The organism is Pseudomonas sp. BIC9C (assembly GCF_034541995.1).
Classification (GTDB): Bacteria; Pseudomonadota; Gammaproteobacteria; order Pseudomonadales; family Pseudomonadaceae; genus Aquipseudomonas; species Aquipseudomonas fluorescens_CC.
Genome location: NZ_JAWDGM010000001.1, coordinates 49,491 through 63,787 on the forward strand (window position 1 = coordinate 49,491; position 14,297 = coordinate 63,787).

Here is a 14,297-nt window from a genome sequence, read left to right on the forward strand (position 1 = left end):
TTCCGGTTCACTATAAGCAAACGCAAGCCCAACAACATGCGGGTACGGATCGATCGGTCCTGCCGGGCGCTGCTCAGCACCCACCACGTTGCGCTGGTGAGCATCGATCCCAGCGGTCGCCAGGGCATGATCAACTGGAAGAACGGCAAGAACATAGCGCCCGGACAGCGCATCGCCGACACGATCTGCGACTTTGCCCACCGCTGGACGATCTACCTTGATGTGATGGAGCTGCGCAGGATTGATGTTGGATAGGAGCAGTTGTAGTTTCGCCATCGACTACTGCGCCGTACTCCAAGGCGTGCATTTGCAGATACGATCACGACCCTATGTGCGAAAGCTCTTCGTCAATGAATCGTTCTGCCTTCTTCGCAGCGGTTGTCGCAAACTCGTAACAGACCCAGTAGTCCTGCTCCGTTACGGATGCAGATCCCTGCAAGTTCTCCAGGCAGCGCGTTAATGCATGCTTTATCAAGCCATTATTCAGGACATTGCGGGCTGCCTCTTCACCTTCAACCGCTCGAATGGCAGCTTCGATTTCTTCGATCTGCTCAATCTTTGCCGCCAGCACGACCTTGGCGAACTCATCTCGCTCGATGATTTTGCTCCAAGAGTGATCAACTATCAGCGTTTTCATTAGTAGCCCCCTGTCTTCCGGACTCATGCTGGGTCATCAACCAATCAACCAATAGCCCACAAACTCGAATCACGCCAGTCGGCGAGGATCCTCTATGTCCGCACTCCAGAAGAAACACCAGTTCATCCATGGCCAGCCGAGCATGGGCTTGCCATTCCAGAAAGAACTGGTGGTGGATCTGTTCGCCGGTGGCGGCGGTGGGTGCCCCGGCCATGACAGTACGCTGGTTGTGAATGCCCATGATCTGGTATCGATGGAGTGACCATCGGCCTCACCTTTTGTCGCAAGTCGATTGACTGACAGGGGCCTTGGGAGCTCAGTGATCAGCCGGCTAAACCTGATCAGAAGAGAAACACCATGTCAAAAATTACAGTGATATCCGGTGACTTTCTGGCAGGTGATGCCGAATTTCAATCTGGACGGTTCACTCTAAAATCCGCATTAAAACCTTCTCGCGAGTTAACGATATCCATTTCAAAACTGGAAGCCTTGGAAACAGCAACCGAAGAAGTCGTAAACAAGAAAGGAAGCGTTATTCGATGGAGCCTGGCTGGAGCATTGCTTTTAGGGCCGATTGGGCTAGTTATGGGCTGGTTGCTATGTGATAAAGAAAGGGAAATAACCTTCTACGCAAAATTCAAGGATGGCCGCTCCCTTCTTGCTACAACTGATATCGGCACTTACTCCAAAATCTCTGCCTCTCCCCTCAAGTAACACCACTCCCCCCCCTTCAAATTCAGCCGCTAACGCGGCAAGGACGAAGTCATGTCTGAAGAAACTGATTTGATTCAGTGACAATTATGCGGGCGCCGGGATTGATAGCAGGTCAGCGGCATTTAGGCGATGAGCCGAATCGCAAACGTGCGAACAAGCGGCAAGACCTGCAAAAGCCTCACGAGATGCGGAAGATGACCCATTACTGGCATGAACGACACGAAGTGAGGGGGCTAGGTAATGCGCTGGCTGGTGGGGGTATATGTGGGGGCATTTTTCAGACATGAAAAAGCCCAACCTTTTCAGATTGGGCTAAGTCATTGAAAAATATGGTCGGGACGGAGTGATTCGAACACTCGACCCCTAGCACCCCATGCTAACGATGATTCTAAGTATTTGATTTATAACAGTTTTAATAAAGCGTATTTCACTCAACTTAAGTGAATGAAGCCCATCTATGTCACTGCTCAAGCGAAATACTCCAATCTGCTGCCGCCGTGGCAACTGAGAGCCCGGCGCTCCTGAATTGGGCAGTTAACGGCGATGAAGGCGAAGATACGCACCTCAAGTCAAAATCCAGGCTGAGTCGGGCGCTTTAGCATAATGGATTGCGACCAATCCTTCTGGACTGGCATACCTATTGCCGTAGCCCTTGAAAACCGATATCAGTAAGCTGATGCAACAAGGAGTACAAGGGTAGTTAGCGACTGTGATTGCATTATCAGGCGCCGGTCAAGGTTTTATATTTTTAAACTCATTGAGCAAAGCCAGAAGCTGCTGCATTTTTTCCGCACCAAATTGCTCTTCAATCCTGAGGTAGTTGCCTTCCATGCCGTCACTCATTGAGACAAAGCACTGCTGACCGCGCTCCGTGAGCGCAACGAGTACCCGCCGTTGATCCTCGCTGGACTTGTGCCGACGCACCAGACCATCTCGCTCCAAACGAGTCAAAACACCAGTCATGCTCGGCTTTAGAATGCAGGCTTGATGTGCAAGTTGATGGCTTTCAAGTTCGCCCTGCTGACGCAGTATCCGAATGATCCGCCACTGCTGTTCGGTGAGGTCGTGCTTATTGAGAGCCGGGCGGAAGAAAGCCATTGCGGCTTCGCGAGCCTGCAACAAGGTCAGCGTCAGTGAAGGTCTGGGGTTAGCCATAATCGAACTACTTGAATGGGCGAGTCGGCAGCTTAGTGTCGCCAGCCATCAGGCGCAAGCTGCCGAGCAAGGCTCGGTTATTATCTTGTTAACCATTTTACGACTTTGCTCAACCCGACATTGCCTGGCAGCAATGCGCCTGTGAAAAGTGCAATCGGTTCCCCGTAAAAGCCATTCTGTCGCAGCGCTGCGGTGGTCATGATGATCCGTACAAGATCAACCCGACCAAAGCCAAAAAGCCTATGCCCTGTTCAACGCAAACCCGATTGGCGCTGGCGATACTCCCCCGGTGTCAACTGCACGTGGCGCTGGAAGAATCGACTGAAGTAGGCCGGATCCTTGAACCCGAGCTGATAGCAGATTTCATTGGCAGAGCCCCCGGTAAACAACAACAGTCGTTTCGCTTCTTGAATGAGGCGCTCCATGATCAGGCGCTTGGAAGGCAGGTCGGCAATTCGTCGGCACACATCGTTGAGTCGTGCTTCGGTAACCCCGATGCCTTCAGCGTAACGCGACAAAGGCCAGTGCTGCTGGTAGTGGGCTTCGATCAATTCATTGAAGCGGTGGAAGATTCTCAGGTCTTCGTGCCGTGCTGGCGAAGCTTTCAACGAGTTAGGGCACAGTCGCAGTAGACTGATCATGAGCAATCGCGTCAAGCCGTCGAGGGCAGAACTGCGTCCCGGGCGCTCAGTCACGACCTCCTCACTCAGTTCCTCGAACAGATATTCAAGACGGCGCACCTCAGCGGCGTATTCCGGCCCAAGGCGAGACAGCGCGACACACACCGCCGGAAACTGCGCCCCAGCAGGCGCGAGGCTGGGATCGGCGTCGATCAATTGCCACACCAGTTGCTGACGCACCGTCAACACGTGCCCGTCACTGTCGGCCTCGGTCACGAAGGAATGGGGGATGGTCGGTGGCGTCAGGAAGAACATCGGCCCGGACTCCACGTATTGCTGGTCGTCCAGATACACCCGCACCGTGCCGCTTTTCACATAGTGAACCTGGAAGAACCGGTCATGCCGATGCACCGGCATGTTGCGGCCGAAGAAACCCGCCAGGTTACCCAGCTTGTCGTAATGGACTTCAGCGTCGCTGTAGCGCTGGTCGTACACCTGGCCAATGTTGATGTTCGGGATCGGTTGACGGTCAGTCATTGCTGGCTACTCGTTTTTATTCTGATTCATGCATTGCAGTCGCCTCCATCCTGCACCGAATTGGCTGTGGCAACCACTGCACAACCAGTCTGACACGCTTGACGATAGTTAACATATTAATTATAACTGTTAACACATTAACAAAATCAAGGGCCCTCAGGGCTCTCCCAGGAGAAAAGCATGAGCCGTGCCTTGCATGACGTCGCGACCGGCACCCTTTTTGGTGTCGCGCTGAACTATCAGGGACTGCTGAAGCAGCGCCTCGCCGAATTCGAACAACCGCCTTATCAGAAGCCGCCGGTCAAGCCGGTGCTGTTTATCAAGACGCCGAACACACGCAATCAGCATGACGCCAAGGTTGTGCACCCAGGCAATGGCGAGCGTTTGCAGCCAGGGCCGTCGCTTGCCGTGGTGATCGGCACTACTGCAAGCCGCGTCAGCGCAGCGCAAGCACTCGACTACGTGGCCGGTTACACCATCGTCAATGAGTTCAGCCTGCCGGAAGACAGCTACTACCGCCCCGCCGTCAAAGCCAAATGCCGCGATGGTTTTTGTGCCATCGGACCTGAACTGGTGCCGACCGCTCAGCTTGCCGATCCGCACAGCCTGGCCATCACGCTTTATGTAAACGGTGAAATCCGCCAGCAAAACAACACGGCCAATTTCGTCCGCAACATTCCCCAGCTGATTGCCGAGATCAGCGAATTCATGACGCTGCATGAGGGCGATGTGTTGATCACCGGCACGCCGGAAGGCCGAGTCGATGTTCAACCAGGCGACACCGTCGAAGTCGAAATCAGTGGCCTTGGCCGTCTGGTCAATCACATCGTGGCCGAGTAACAGGAGCCTCCATGAAACACGCACGTATACGCTTTGAAGGCCAAGTCCAGCTCGTCCTTGTCGAAGACAACAACGCCGTACGCCTGGCCGACGGCCGCCTACTGAATGAAGATCAGGTGCAATGGCTGCCGCCCGCCACCGGCAGCATGTTCGCCCTGGGCTTGAACTACGCCGATCACGCCGCAGAATTGGCGTTCAAGCCGCCCACCGAGCCACTGGCATTCATCAAATCGCCTGGCACCTACACCGGCCACAACCAAGTGACCTGGCGTCCGGATAACGTTGCCTACATGCACTACGAGTGCGAGCTCGTTGCCGTCATCGGTAAGCCGGCACGCAACGTCAAACGTGAAAACGCCCTGGAATACCTGGCGGGTTACACGGTGTGCAACGACTACGCGATTCGCGACTACCTGGAAAATTACTACCGGCCCAACTTGCGGGTGAAGAACCGCGATGCCACGACCCCCGTTGGCCCGTGGATGGTCGACGTCGCCGATGTGCCGGACCCAAGCAACCTGAAACTGCGCACCTGGATCAACGGTGAACTGCGCCAGGAAGGCAGCACCAAGGACATGATTTTCGACATCCCTTACCTGATCGAATACCTGTCCAGTTTCATGACGCTGCAGCCCGGCGACATGATTGCAACCGGCACGCCAGAAGGCCTGGCGGATGTGGTGCCAGGCGATGAAGTGATTGTGGAAGTTGAAGGCGTAGGTCGCCTGGTTAATCGAATTGTCAGCGAAGCGGAATTCTTCTCCGCCCGGAAAGAGGCTTGAGCACCATGATCAAACACTGGATCAACGGCCGTGAGGTCGAAAGCAAAGACGTGTTCGTCAACTACAACCCGGCGACCGGCGAAGCAATCGGCGAAGTGGCCAGCGGCGGTACCGAAGAAGTCGCTCAAGCTGTAGCGGCGGCCAAGGAGGCGTTTCCAAAATGGGCTAACACGCCGGCCAAGGAACGTGCCCGACTGATGCGCAAGCTTGGCGAACTGATCGAGCAAAACGTCCCGCACCTGGCCGAGCTGGAAACCCTAGATACCGGTCTGCCGATTCACCAGACCAAAAATGTACTGATTCCGCGCGCTTCGCATAACTTCGATTTCTTTGCCGAAGTCTGCACGCGCATGGACGGGCACAGCTACCCGGTCGATGACCAGATGCTCAACTACACCCTCTATCAACCAGTGGGTGTTTGCGGCCTGGTATCGCCATGGAACGTGCCGTTCATGACGGCGACCTGGAAGACCGCGCCGTGCCTGGCACTGGGCAATACCGCTGTGTTGAAAATGTCTGAACTGTCGCCATTGACCGCCAATGAACTGGGTCGCCTGGCCGTCGAAGCGGGCATTCCCAACGGTGTCCTCAACGTCATTCAGGGTTATGGCGCCACAGCGGGGGATGCGCTGGTTCGGCACCCCGATGTACGTGCGATTTCTTTCACCGGCGGCACCGCTACCGGCAAAAAGATCATGCAGACCGCAGGCTTGAAAAAGTACTCCATGGAGCTGGGCGGCAAGTCGCCGGTGCTGATTTTCGAAGACGCGGACCTGGAACGCGCGCTGGACGCGGCGTTGTTCACCATCTTCTCGCTGAACGGCGAACGCTGCACCGCCGGTAGCCGGATCTTCATCCAGGAAAGCGTTTATCCGCAGTTCGTCGCCGAATTTGCCGCCCGCGCCAAACGCTTGATCGTTGGCGATCCGCAAGATCCGAAAACCCAGGTCGGCTCGATGATCACGCAGGCCCATTACGACAAGGTCACCGGCTACATCAAGATCGGTATCGAAGAGGGCGCCACCCTCCTCGCTGGCGGCCTGGACCGTCCGGCCAACTTGCCAGCGCACCTTGCCAAAGGCCAGTTCATCCAGCCGACGGTGTTCGCCGATGTGAACAACAAGATGCGCATTGCCCAGGAAGAAATCTTTGGCCCGGTGGTCTGCCTGATTCCATTCAAGGACGAAGCCGAAGCCCTGCAACTGGCAAACGACACCGAATATGGTCTGGCGTCCTACATCTGGACCCAGGACATCGGCAAGGCACATCGCCTGGCTTATGGTATCGAGGCCGGCATGGTATTCATCAACAGTCAGAATGTGCGCGACTTGCGTCAGCCGTTCGGCGGTGTGAAGGGTTCCGGTACCGGGCGCGAAGGCGGCCAGTACAGCTTCGAAGTGTTCGCCGAGATCAAGAACATCTGCATTTCGATGGGCAGCCATCACATTCCACGCTGGGGCCTGTAATTGCTGAAGCCAGCGAGGGGCCGCGCATTGGCCTTTCGCGACTTCACTTAACGTCGAGTTGAAACGCATAACAACAATTTCAGGAGAATGATCATGGGCGAAGTCGTCCTGGCTGCGAAGATCTGCCATGTACCTTCAATGTATTTGTCGGAGCTTCCCGGCAAACACCATGGCTGTCGTGAAGCGGCCATTGCCGGGCACAAGGAAATCGGCCGTCGCGCCCGTGAGCTGGGTGCAGACACCGCGGTAGTGTTCGACGTGCACTGGCTGGTCAACAGTGCTTACCACGTCAACGGCGGCGAACACTTCAAAGGTATCTACACCAGCAACGAACTGCCGCACTTCATTAAAAACATGGAGTACGAGTACCCCGGCTGCCCTGAATTGGGCGAGTTGATCGCCGCCGAAGCCAATGCCGCCGACGTGCGCACCCTGGCCCACAACATTCAGAGCCTGGAGCTGGAGTACGGAACCCTGGTGCCGATGCGCTACATGCACATGGGTGTACCGCAAGAGCAGAAATTCAATGTCGTTTCTATTGCCGCCTGGTGCGCCTGGCATCGCCTGCAAGACAGTTTCACGTTTGGGGCCGCTGTGCGCCGGGCGATCGAGAAGAGCGACCGCAAAGTGCTGGTGCTGGCGTCCGGTTCACTGTCGCACCGCTTCTCCGATGACCGTAATGCCGAAGCCAATATCCATAACTGGACGCGTGAATTCGATAAACAAGTCGATCTGCACGTAGTCGAGCTTTGGCGCCAGGGTCGATGGAAAGAGTTCTGCGCCATGCTCCCGGACTATGCCGAGCATTGCTTCGGCGAAGGCAAGATGCATGACACCGCCATGCTTCTGGGTTTGCTTGGCGGGCCTGATTACAGCAAGCCCGCCGAAATCATTACCGAGCCCTTCGGTAGTTCGGGCACGGGTCAGATCAACGCCATTTTCCCCGTTTAAACAGTGTGGCCGCGCGGCATCTCCGCGCGGCCTGCTAGGAGCCATTCATGCCCCACTTCATTGCTGAGTACACCGACAACATCGAGCAGCAAGCCGACTTGCCCGGCCTGTTCGAAAAAGTCCACCAAACACTGGGCGACAGCGGCGTGTTTCCACTGGGCGGCATCCGCAGTCGAGGCGTGCGCCTGGACACCTGGCGCATGGCCGACGGCAAGCATGACTACGCCTTCGTCCACATGACCTTGAAGGTTGGCCATGGCCGCGATCTGGCCACCCGCCAGAAAGTCGCGCAGCAACTCTTCGAGGTCATTACCCGGCACTTCGCCGACCTTCAGGCCCAGCGCCTGCTGGCGTTGTCATTTGAAATGATCGAACTGCACGAGCAGCTCAACTTCAAGGAAAACAACGTGCACGCCTTTCTCAAGGCTCAGGCCCGCTAAAGCAGCCCGCACGCTCGTTCCATCGGCCACTCAGACAAAAAGTATAAAACCATGAGCACAGCCAATACCGCCGACACCCTCGACACCGTTGCACGCGACCGGACTCACAGCACTATTACCTGGCGCCTGATGCCGCTGCTGTTGATCTGCTACCTCTTCGCCCACCTCGACCGGATCAACATTGGCTTTGCCAAAATGCAGATGAGCGCTGACTTGAGTTTCAGCGACACGGTCTATGGTTTCGGCGCCGGGCTATTCTTCGTTGCCTACGCGTTATTTGGGGTTCCGAGCAACATGGCCCTTGATCGCGTCGGCCCGCGACGCTGGATCGCCACGCTGATGGTGGTGTGGGGAGCGTTGTCCACCTGCATGTTCTTGATCGACAGCGCTACGCAATTCTATGTCCTGCGCTTTTTGCTCGGTGTGGCCGAGGCCGGTTTCTTCCCGGGCATTCTGGTGTTCCTGAACCGCTGGTACCCGGCCGGTCGTCGAGCGCAAATCACCGCATTATTTGCAATCGCCGTTCCCATGGCAGGCGTTATCGGTGGTCCTCTCTCAGGCGGCATTCTCGAACACTTCCAAGATCTGGGCGGCCTGCGCGGCTGGCAATGGATGTTCGTCATTGAAGGGTTGCCAGTCATTCTGCTCGGGCTCGTTGTACTCAAATGCTTGCCGGACAGCTTCGAGACGGTCAAATGGCTGACGACGCCGCAGAAGCAGCAACTGCGTGAACAACTGACTAGGGAAGAACACCGGAAATCGATCACATCGTTTTCCGCCATCCTCCGGAACCCGCAAGTATGGCTGCTGGTAGCGGTGTATTTCGCGGTGATGCTGGCAGTCAACGCCCTGGCGTTCTGGATGCCAACACTGATTCACGGCGCCGGAATCGGCAGCGATGGCAAGGTCGGCCTGCTCAGTGCCGTGCCGTACTTGGCCGGTTGTTTTTTCATGATTGGCTGCGGGCGTTCATCCGATCGGCAGCGTGAACGCCGCTGGCACCTCTGCGTGCCTCTGCTGATGGCTGCTGCCGGTATCGCCGTCGCCGGGCTCGCACCCACTGACCCGACCCTCGTGCTGGGAGGCTTGATCGTCGCCGGCATGGGCGCCAGCGCCGCGCTACCGATGTTCTGGCAACTGCCCCCGGCGTTCCTGTCCAACAGCACCCAGGCCGCAGGCATTGCCCTGATCAGTTCCTTTGGCAGCATCGCATCGTTCTTCGCGCCCTATCTGATCGGCTGGATGCGCGACACAACACAGAGTTCCAGCCTGGCGCTGTACGTCCTGGCACTGCTCATCGCTCTCGGTGGTTTTCTGGTGCTGCGCACCCAGGCCGCCATCGTCAATCCTCAGTAAGAGATCATTGTCATGCTTGATCAACAACTCATTCAGCAAGCCGCCGCCCGCCTCGACCAGGCCGAGCGTACACGCGAGCAGGTCCGTCAGTTTTCCCTTGACCATCCAGATATCACCATCGAAGACGCGTACGCCATTCAACGTGCCTGGGTGGCGCAAAAGATCAAGGACGGCCGCAAACTGGTCGGGCACAAAATCGGTCTGACCTCCCGGGCGATGCAAGTGTCCTCGAACATCACCGAGCCGGATTACGGCGCACTGCTCGATGACATGTTCTTCGAAGAAGGCACTGACATTCCGTTCGAGCGTTTTATCGTCCCGCGCGTTGAGGTCGAATTGGCGTTCATTCTCGGCAAGCCCCTGAAAGGCCCGAACGTAACGGTTTTTGATGTGTTGGACGCCACCGAGTGGGTAATACCGGCGCTGGAAATCATTGATGCGCGCATCCAGCAGGTCGATCCGCACAGCAAAGTGACCCGCAAAGTGTTCGATACCATTTCCGACAATGCCGCCAACGCTGGCGTGGTCATGGGTGGCCGTGCCGTGCGTCCCACGGAGATCGACATGCGCAAAGTGCCCGCGGTGCTTTACCGCAACGGCGTGATCGAGGAATCCGGAGTGTCCGCAGCGGTGCTCAACCACCCGGCGAAGGGCGTGGCCTGGCTGGCGAACAAACTGGCGGCCTACGACGTCACCCTGCAGCCAGGGCAGATCATCCTCGGTGGTTCCTTTACCCGCCCTGTGGCGGCCAACCCTGGCGATACCTTCCATGTCGATTACGACATGCTGGGCTCGATTGCCTGTCGTTTCGTTTGATTGGAGGCCTCCACAATGGACATGCCCATCAACACCTTCAAGCTTCGCCTGAAAAGCGGTGAAGCGCAGATCGGCCTTTGGCTTGGTCTGGCAGATGCCTACTGCGCCGAGTTGGCTGCCAACGCCGGATTCGATTGGCTTTTGATCGATGGCGAACATGCGCCCAATGATCTGCGCAGGATGCTCGGCCAGCTTCAGGCCGTGGCGCCCTACCCCAGCCATCCAGTGATTCGCCCGGTCATCGGCGACACGGCACTGATCAAACAAGTGCTCGATATCGGTGTGCAGACGTTGCTGGTACCGATGGTTGAAAACGCGGACCAGGCACGGGAGCTGGTTCGAGCAATCCACTATCCACCCAACGGTGTTCGCGGTGTCGGCAGTGCACTGGCACGCGCGTCGCGCTGGAACAGCATTCCAGGCTACCTCGACAAAGCCGACGAACAAATGTGCCTGCTCGTGCAGATCGAAAATCGCGAGGGCCTGGCCAATCTGGATGCCATTGCGGCAGTAGACGGGGTCGACGGCGTGTTTATCGGGCCGGCGGATTTGAGTGCCTCGATGGGTTACCGCGGCAACCCGGGGCATCCTGAAGTGCAGGCTGCTATCGAGGACGCCATCTTGCGCATCCAGAAGGCCGGCAAAGCGGCCGGCATTCTCAGCGCGGACCAGAAACTGGCCAAGCGCTACATCGAACTGGGTGCGGCGTTTGTTGCAGTGGGCGTTGACACCACCGTCTTGATGCGTGGCCTGCAAACCTTGGCTGCCAAATTCAAGGAGGGTCCTGTGCCTACCAGTTCCGGTGGCGTGTACTGACGGCATCGACCAAACCTGGAATGCCTGTATGACAATCACCAACCACCCCCAGCGCATTGCTGGGGACTGGTCATGATCACTGCTGATTAACGCTTGAGCGCTTTCAACTCGTTGAGCAACGTCAGTAGCGTCTGCAACTTCTCCTCGCCAAACCCCGCCTGCAACCGCTGATAGTTCGCTTCCATGCTCTGGCTCATCGAGTTGAAGCAAGCCTCGCCCTTCTGCGCCAACCTTACCAGCACTCTGCGTTGATCCTGTTGCGCCTTGCGCCGCTCTACCATGCCGGCCGCCTCCATGCGCACCAGCACACCGGTCATGCTCGGCTTGAGGATGCAGGCCAGCTCAGCCAGGCGATTGATCTCCAGTTCATCGTGCTGACTCAGGATCCGAATCACCCGCCACTGCTGCTCGGTCAAGCCGTGTTGATTCAACGAGGGACGGAAAAACCCCATCGCGGCTTCGCGAGCCTGGAGCAATGTGAGTGTCAATGATGGGCGCGACTTGGGCATTGAATGGGTTCGAATTCGATGATTATTAATATGTGAACTATATTCCAGCACTGCGCCGATGTCGATGTATCCGGGCCTTGGCAGCCACGATCAAAACCGGCGGCATAGAGGATCAAGACACCTACCGGTCGGAAGGCAGTTAATACACCTCAACAGGTACAGAGCTTCTTGCAAGCCCTGCAGTTGAGTTTCCCTTCACTTTTCCAGGCTGCGCCATGATCAATATCGAAACGCCTACCTACTACTCGGCAACCAAAAAATACAACCTGAGTTTCCCCACGCTCGAACAGGATGTGGAAGCGGATGTCGTGGTGATTGGCGGCGGCTTTTCCGGCATCAATACCGCGTTGGAACTTGCTGAAAAAGGCATCACCAACATTGTGGTGCTCGAAGCTCGATATCTGGGGTTCGGTGGCACTGGCCGCAATGGCGGACAGATCATGGCCGGTATCGGTCACGACCTGGAGAAGATCAAGACCCAGGTCGGCGAGCAAGGGCTGCGCGAGATCTTTGAAATCAGCGAGCTGGGTGCTGGCATTATCAAGGACCGAATCGCCAAATACTCGATCGATGCGGACTTCTGCAACGGCTACGGCTACATGGGCTTCAACGCCCGCCAGGAAAAAACCCTGCGTGCCTGGGAGAAGGACTTCAAGTCGATCAATACCAAGGACGAAATCCGCTTCATGGCGGGCTCCGAGGTCAAACAGATCATCGGCTCCGACGCCTATACCAGTGCGTTGCTGCACATGGGCGGTGGCCACGTACATTCATTGAATCTGTTGCTGGGCGAAGCCAAGGCGCTGGTCGGGCACGGTGCGCGCATCTACGAACACAGCCCGGCGCTGGAAGTCAGCTATGGCGAGCGCATCACGGTGCGCACCGGCCGGGGTTCGGTGAAGGCCTCGAAGTTGCTCTGGGCCTGTGACAGTTTCCTCAACAAACTGGAGCCCGAGCTGCACAAGACCACGCTGAACACCTACGCCTTCCAATTAATGACCGAACCGCTGTCGGACGAAATGATCAACCGCATCAGCCCGATACGCGGCGCCTACAGCGATATTCGTCCGGTCATCGACTACTACCGTGTCACCAATGAAAACCGCCTGCTGTTCGGTGCCGCGACGCCCTTCGTCGAGCACATCCCTCAGGATCTGAAGGCATGGAACCGCAACCTCATGCTGAAAATTTTCCCGTACCTGAAGGACGTGAGAATCGACCTGGCATGGGGTGGCCCTATGGCAACGGGTGCCAACCTGTTTCCGCAGATCGGCACACTCAGCGGCCGCAAAAACGCATTTTATGTTCAGGGTTACGCCGGCTTCGGCGTCACGCCGAGCCATATCATCTGCAAGATATTGGCTGAGGGCATGAGCGAAGGATCCTCTCGTTATGACCTGATCAGCTCGGTCAAACATGCGCAGATCATGGGCAAGGATCACATCCGGCCCTTGCTGCTGACAGCAGGCAAAAGCCTTCATCAACTTTCGGGCTATTTCAACGGTCGCCGTTGATCCCGACCCTTTCAATCACAGGAAAACTGCCATGCCTATTACCACCCTCAAGAAAGACATCCAACTGTCCGAGCTCGATGCCTGGGGCACTGTCGCTGACCTCGGTTCGGAAATCCTCGAAGGCGAAGTCAAAGCCTTCGGGAAAATGACTTTCGGTGCGCCGACCGACCCGATCAGCAGTGCTTACTTCGGCACGACCCAGGGCAAGTTCCGGATGGTTTATCCATTTGCCGAACAAGCGACCGTGGTCACAGGCGAAGTGGTTCTGACGGACGAATCCACTGGGCAGAGCACCCGCTACGCGGCTGGCGACAGCTGGTTCGTAAACAAAGGCACCCCGGTGCTCTGGGAAGTTGTCAGCGAAAGCTTCGTGAAGCATTATTTCGCTGTCGTCTGATCGATCCCCGCTGCCGGTTTCTGCCGGCAGCTTTTTTTGGCGAGGGTTACTGACCATGAACGCCATCCCTGCTCAGGAAGTCGCCGGCCACTGCCTGCAGGCTTTCACTCAACTCGTTCCGGCCAGTCAGGCCGCGTTCTATTGTGTCGACCGCCAACTGCAAGCCCGTGACTTTCAGTTGCACGGCATGAGTGGCGAAATGCATCGCGATTATCTGGACAACTACCGCCAATACGACCCGCTACAACCACGCAATTGCCTGTCGAGTGGCTTGACGGTGGTGCCTCTGGGTCTGGCCATGGCTCGACAGCCCGCGCGGGACAGCCGTCGCTATCGGGACTTCCTGCAACGCTACGGCGTAGTCGATGTAGTCGAAGTTCTCGCTCATCGTGCAGGCCAGCCTAAGGCCGCGATTTCGTTGCTGCGCACGGCCGCGCAAGGCGCTTTCACCCCCGCTCAATTAGCCCAGCTCAATGCCTTGCAGTCGTTGCTACAAATGGCCGTAGCCAATATGCAACCGCATGAAAACTCGCTGATCGGACTGACACCTAAAGAGCGCCAGATCGCACTGTTGTTGAGTCAGGGTGCCAGCAACAAGCAACTGGCCCAGGAGTTGGAAGTCGGTTTGCCAACCATCAAGACTCACTTGATCAACTTGTTCCGCAAGACCGGGGTAACCAGCCGTACTGAACTGGTGGGAGCGCTATTTTTATAAGCCGGTTCAACCATCTGGTTGATAGGCGAGTC

17 protein-coding genes and 1 pseudogene are annotated in these 14,297 nt (G+C 56.8%); 14 read left to right on the forward strand and 4 right to left on the reverse strand.

The features are described from left to right. Positions 1–12: 12 nt before the first annotated feature. Positions 13–228, forward strand: a pseudogene (locus RS887_RS00220) (hypothetical protein); the annotation flags it as partial. Between the two features lie 91 nt (positions 229–319). Here RS887_RS00220 and RS887_RS00225 read toward each other — a convergent pair. Further along, positions 320–637 (reverse strand): hypothetical protein, encoded by a 318-nt coding sequence (locus tag RS887_RS00225; RefSeq protein ID WP_322613954.1) that lies wholly within the window; start codon positions 635–637, stop codon positions 320–322. A 94-nt stretch (positions 638–731) separates the two neighbouring features. Here RS887_RS00225 and RS887_RS00230 point away from each other — a divergent pair, with 94 nt between their 5' ends. Together RS887_RS00230 and RS887_RS00235 are read left to right on the forward strand one after the other, a co-directional pair. Next, positions 732–899, forward strand: a complete 168-nt coding sequence (locus RS887_RS00230) for a hypothetical protein (RefSeq protein ID WP_322613955.1) — start codon at positions 732–734, stop codon at positions 897–899. Between the two features lie 95 nt (positions 900–994). Next, positions 995–1,351, forward strand: a complete 357-nt coding sequence (locus tag RS887_RS00235) for a hypothetical protein (RefSeq protein ID WP_322613956.1) — start codon at positions 995–997, stop codon at positions 1,349–1,351. 732 nt (positions 1,352–2,083) lie between these two features. Here the strand turns inward: RS887_RS00235 and hpaR (RS887_RS00240) are convergent. Beyond that, entirely contained in the window at positions 2,084–2,506 is a 423-nt protein-coding gene (gene hpaR, locus RS887_RS00240) for a homoprotocatechuate degradation operon regulator HpaR (protein ID WP_154910166.1), read from the reverse strand. 251 nt (positions 2,507–2,757) lie between these two features. Further along, the gene (gene hpaA, locus RS887_RS00245; protein WP_223593058.1) at positions 2,758–3,663 is read right to left on the reverse strand and encodes a 4-hydroxyphenylacetate catabolism regulatory protein HpaA; all 906 of its coding nucleotides are present in this window, start codon (positions 3,661–3,663) and stop codon (positions 2,758–2,760) included. A 180-nt stretch (positions 3,664–3,843) separates the two neighbouring features. On the opposite strand from hpaA, the gene RS887_RS00250 reads away from it, so the two are divergent. From RS887_RS00250 to hpaI, 8 genes are all read left to right on the forward strand, one after another. Continuing rightward, the gene (locus tag RS887_RS00250; RefSeq protein ID WP_322613957.1) at positions 3,844–4,503 is read left to right on the forward strand and encodes a fumarylacetoacetate hydrolase family protein; all 660 of its coding nucleotides are present in this window, start codon (positions 3,844–3,846) and stop codon (positions 4,501–4,503) included. 11 nt (positions 4,504–4,514) lie between these two features. Further along, the gene (locus RS887_RS00255) at positions 4,515–5,285 is read left to right on the forward strand and encodes a fumarylacetoacetate hydrolase family protein (protein WP_322613958.1); all 771 of its coding nucleotides are present in this window, start codon (positions 4,515–4,517) and stop codon (positions 5,283–5,285) included. A 5-nt stretch (positions 5,286–5,290) separates the two neighbouring features. Further along, a complete protein-coding gene (gene hpaE / locus RS887_RS00260; protein WP_322615234.1) occupies positions 5,291–6,751 on the forward strand; it encodes a 5-carboxymethyl-2-hydroxymuconate semialdehyde dehydrogenase in 1,461 nt (486 codons plus the stop codon). Between the two features lie 93 nt (positions 6,752–6,844). After that, entirely contained in the window at positions 6,845–7,702 is an 858-nt protein-coding gene (hpaD, locus tag RS887_RS00265; RefSeq protein ID WP_322613959.1) for a 3,4-dihydroxyphenylacetate 2,3-dioxygenase, read from the forward strand. 47 nt (positions 7,703–7,749) lie between these two features. Then, the gene (locus tag RS887_RS00270) at positions 7,750–8,142 is read left to right on the forward strand and encodes a 5-carboxymethyl-2-hydroxymuconate isomerase (RefSeq protein ID WP_322613960.1); all 393 of its coding nucleotides are present in this window, start codon (positions 7,750–7,752) and stop codon (positions 8,140–8,142) included. Between the two features lie 51 nt (positions 8,143–8,193). Further along, positions 8,194–9,498: an MFS transporter gene (locus RS887_RS00275; RefSeq protein WP_322613961.1), complete on the forward strand. Its 1,305-nt coding sequence runs from the start codon at positions 8,194–8,196 to the stop codon at positions 9,496–9,498. Positions 9,499–9,510: 12 nt separating this feature from the next. Beyond that, positions 9,511–10,314: a 2-oxo-hept-4-ene-1,7-dioate hydratase gene (hpaH, locus tag RS887_RS00280; protein ID WP_322613962.1), complete on the forward strand. Its 804-nt coding sequence runs from the start codon at positions 9,511–9,513 to the stop codon at positions 10,312–10,314. A gap of 15 nt (positions 10,315–10,329) precedes the next feature. Then, positions 10,330–11,130 carry a 4-hydroxy-2-oxoheptanedioate aldolase gene (gene hpaI, locus RS887_RS00285; RefSeq protein ID WP_322613963.1) on the forward strand — a complete coding sequence of 267 codons (801 nt, stop codon included), beginning with the start codon at positions 10,330–10,332 and terminating at the stop codon, positions 11,128–11,130. Between the two features lie 86 nt (positions 11,131–11,216). Here hpaI and hpaR (RS887_RS00290) read toward each other — a convergent pair whose 3' ends face one another. Next, complete coding sequence (hpaR, locus tag RS887_RS00290; protein WP_154910156.1) at positions 11,217–11,639, reverse strand: homoprotocatechuate degradation operon regulator HpaR; 423 nt, start codon at positions 11,637–11,639, stop codon at positions 11,217–11,219. 215 nt (positions 11,640–11,854) lie between these two features. Here hpaR (RS887_RS00290) and RS887_RS00295 point away from each other — a divergent pair, with 215 nt between their 5' ends. From RS887_RS00295 to RS887_RS00305, 3 genes are read left to right on the forward strand one after another with little or no spacing between them, the layout of a single operon-like run. Then, entirely contained in the window at positions 11,855–13,153 is a 1,299-nt protein-coding gene (locus tag RS887_RS00295; protein ID WP_322613964.1) for an FAD-binding oxidoreductase, read from the forward strand. A gap of 31 nt (positions 13,154–13,184) precedes the next feature. Beyond that, positions 13,185–13,550 (forward strand): cupin domain-containing protein, encoded by a 366-nt coding sequence (locus RS887_RS00300; RefSeq protein WP_223593038.1) that lies wholly within the window; start codon positions 13,185–13,187, stop codon positions 13,548–13,550. A 55-nt stretch (positions 13,551–13,605) separates the two neighbouring features. Then, the gene (locus RS887_RS00305; protein ID WP_154910153.1) at positions 13,606–14,265 is read left to right on the forward strand and encodes a helix-turn-helix transcriptional regulator; all 660 of its coding nucleotides are present in this window, start codon (positions 13,606–13,608) and stop codon (positions 14,263–14,265) included. The last annotated feature ends 32 nt before the right edge of the window (positions 14,266–14,297 follow it).

What these genes read in the sequence shown, in the direction of transcription:
- RS887_RS00225 (WP_322613954.1), bottom strand. Translation starts at nt 637, where the DNA reads ATGAAAACGCTGATAGTTGATCACTCTTGGAGCAAAATCATCGAGCGA.
- RS887_RS00230 (WP_322613955.1), top strand. Translation starts at nt 732, where the DNA reads ATGTCCGCACTCCAGAAGAAACACCAGTTCATCCATGGCCAGCCGAGC.
- RS887_RS00235 (WP_322613956.1), top strand. Translation starts at nt 995, where the DNA reads ATGTCAAAAATTACAGTGATATCCGGTGACTTTCTGGCAGGTGATGCC.
- hpaR (WP_154910166.1), bottom strand. Translation starts at nt 2,506, where the DNA reads ATGGCTAACCCCAGACCTTCACTGACGCTGACCTTGTTGCAGGCTCGC.
- hpaA (WP_223593058.1), bottom strand. Translation starts at nt 3,663, where the DNA reads ATGACTGACCGTCAACCGATCCCGAACATCAACATTGGCCAGGTGTAC.
- RS887_RS00250 (WP_322613957.1), top strand. Translation starts at nt 3,844, where the DNA reads ATGAGCCGTGCCTTGCATGACGTCGCGACCGGCACCCTTTTTGGTGTC.
- RS887_RS00255 (WP_322613958.1), top strand. Translation starts at nt 4,515, where the DNA reads ATGAAACACGCACGTATACGCTTTGAAGGCCAAGTCCAGCTCGTCCTT.
- hpaE (WP_322615234.1), top strand. Translation starts at nt 5,291, where the DNA reads ATGATCAAACACTGGATCAACGGCCGTGAGGTCGAAAGCAAAGACGTG.
- hpaD (WP_322613959.1), top strand. Translation starts at nt 6,845, where the DNA reads ATGGGCGAAGTCGTCCTGGCTGCGAAGATCTGCCATGTACCTTCAATG.
- RS887_RS00270 (WP_322613960.1), top strand. Translation starts at nt 7,750, where the DNA reads ATGCCCCACTTCATTGCTGAGTACACCGACAACATCGAGCAGCAAGCC.
- RS887_RS00275 (WP_322613961.1), top strand. Translation starts at nt 8,194, where the DNA reads ATGAGCACAGCCAATACCGCCGACACCCTCGACACCGTTGCACGCGAC.
- hpaH (WP_322613962.1), top strand. Translation starts at nt 9,511, where the DNA reads ATGCTTGATCAACAACTCATTCAGCAAGCCGCCGCCCGCCTCGACCAG.
- hpaI (WP_322613963.1), top strand. Translation starts at nt 10,330, where the DNA reads ATGGACATGCCCATCAACACCTTCAAGCTTCGCCTGAAAAGCGGTGAA.
- hpaR (WP_154910156.1), bottom strand. Translation starts at nt 11,639, where the DNA reads ATGCCCAAGTCGCGCCCATCATTGACACTCACATTGCTCCAGGCTCGC.
- RS887_RS00295 (WP_322613964.1), top strand. Translation starts at nt 11,855, where the DNA reads ATGATCAATATCGAAACGCCTACCTACTACTCGGCAACCAAAAAATAC.
- RS887_RS00300 (WP_223593038.1), top strand. Translation starts at nt 13,185, where the DNA reads ATGCCTATTACCACCCTCAAGAAAGACATCCAACTGTCCGAGCTCGAT.
- RS887_RS00305 (WP_154910153.1), top strand. Translation starts at nt 13,606, where the DNA reads ATGAACGCCATCCCTGCTCAGGAAGTCGCCGGCCACTGCCTGCAGGCT.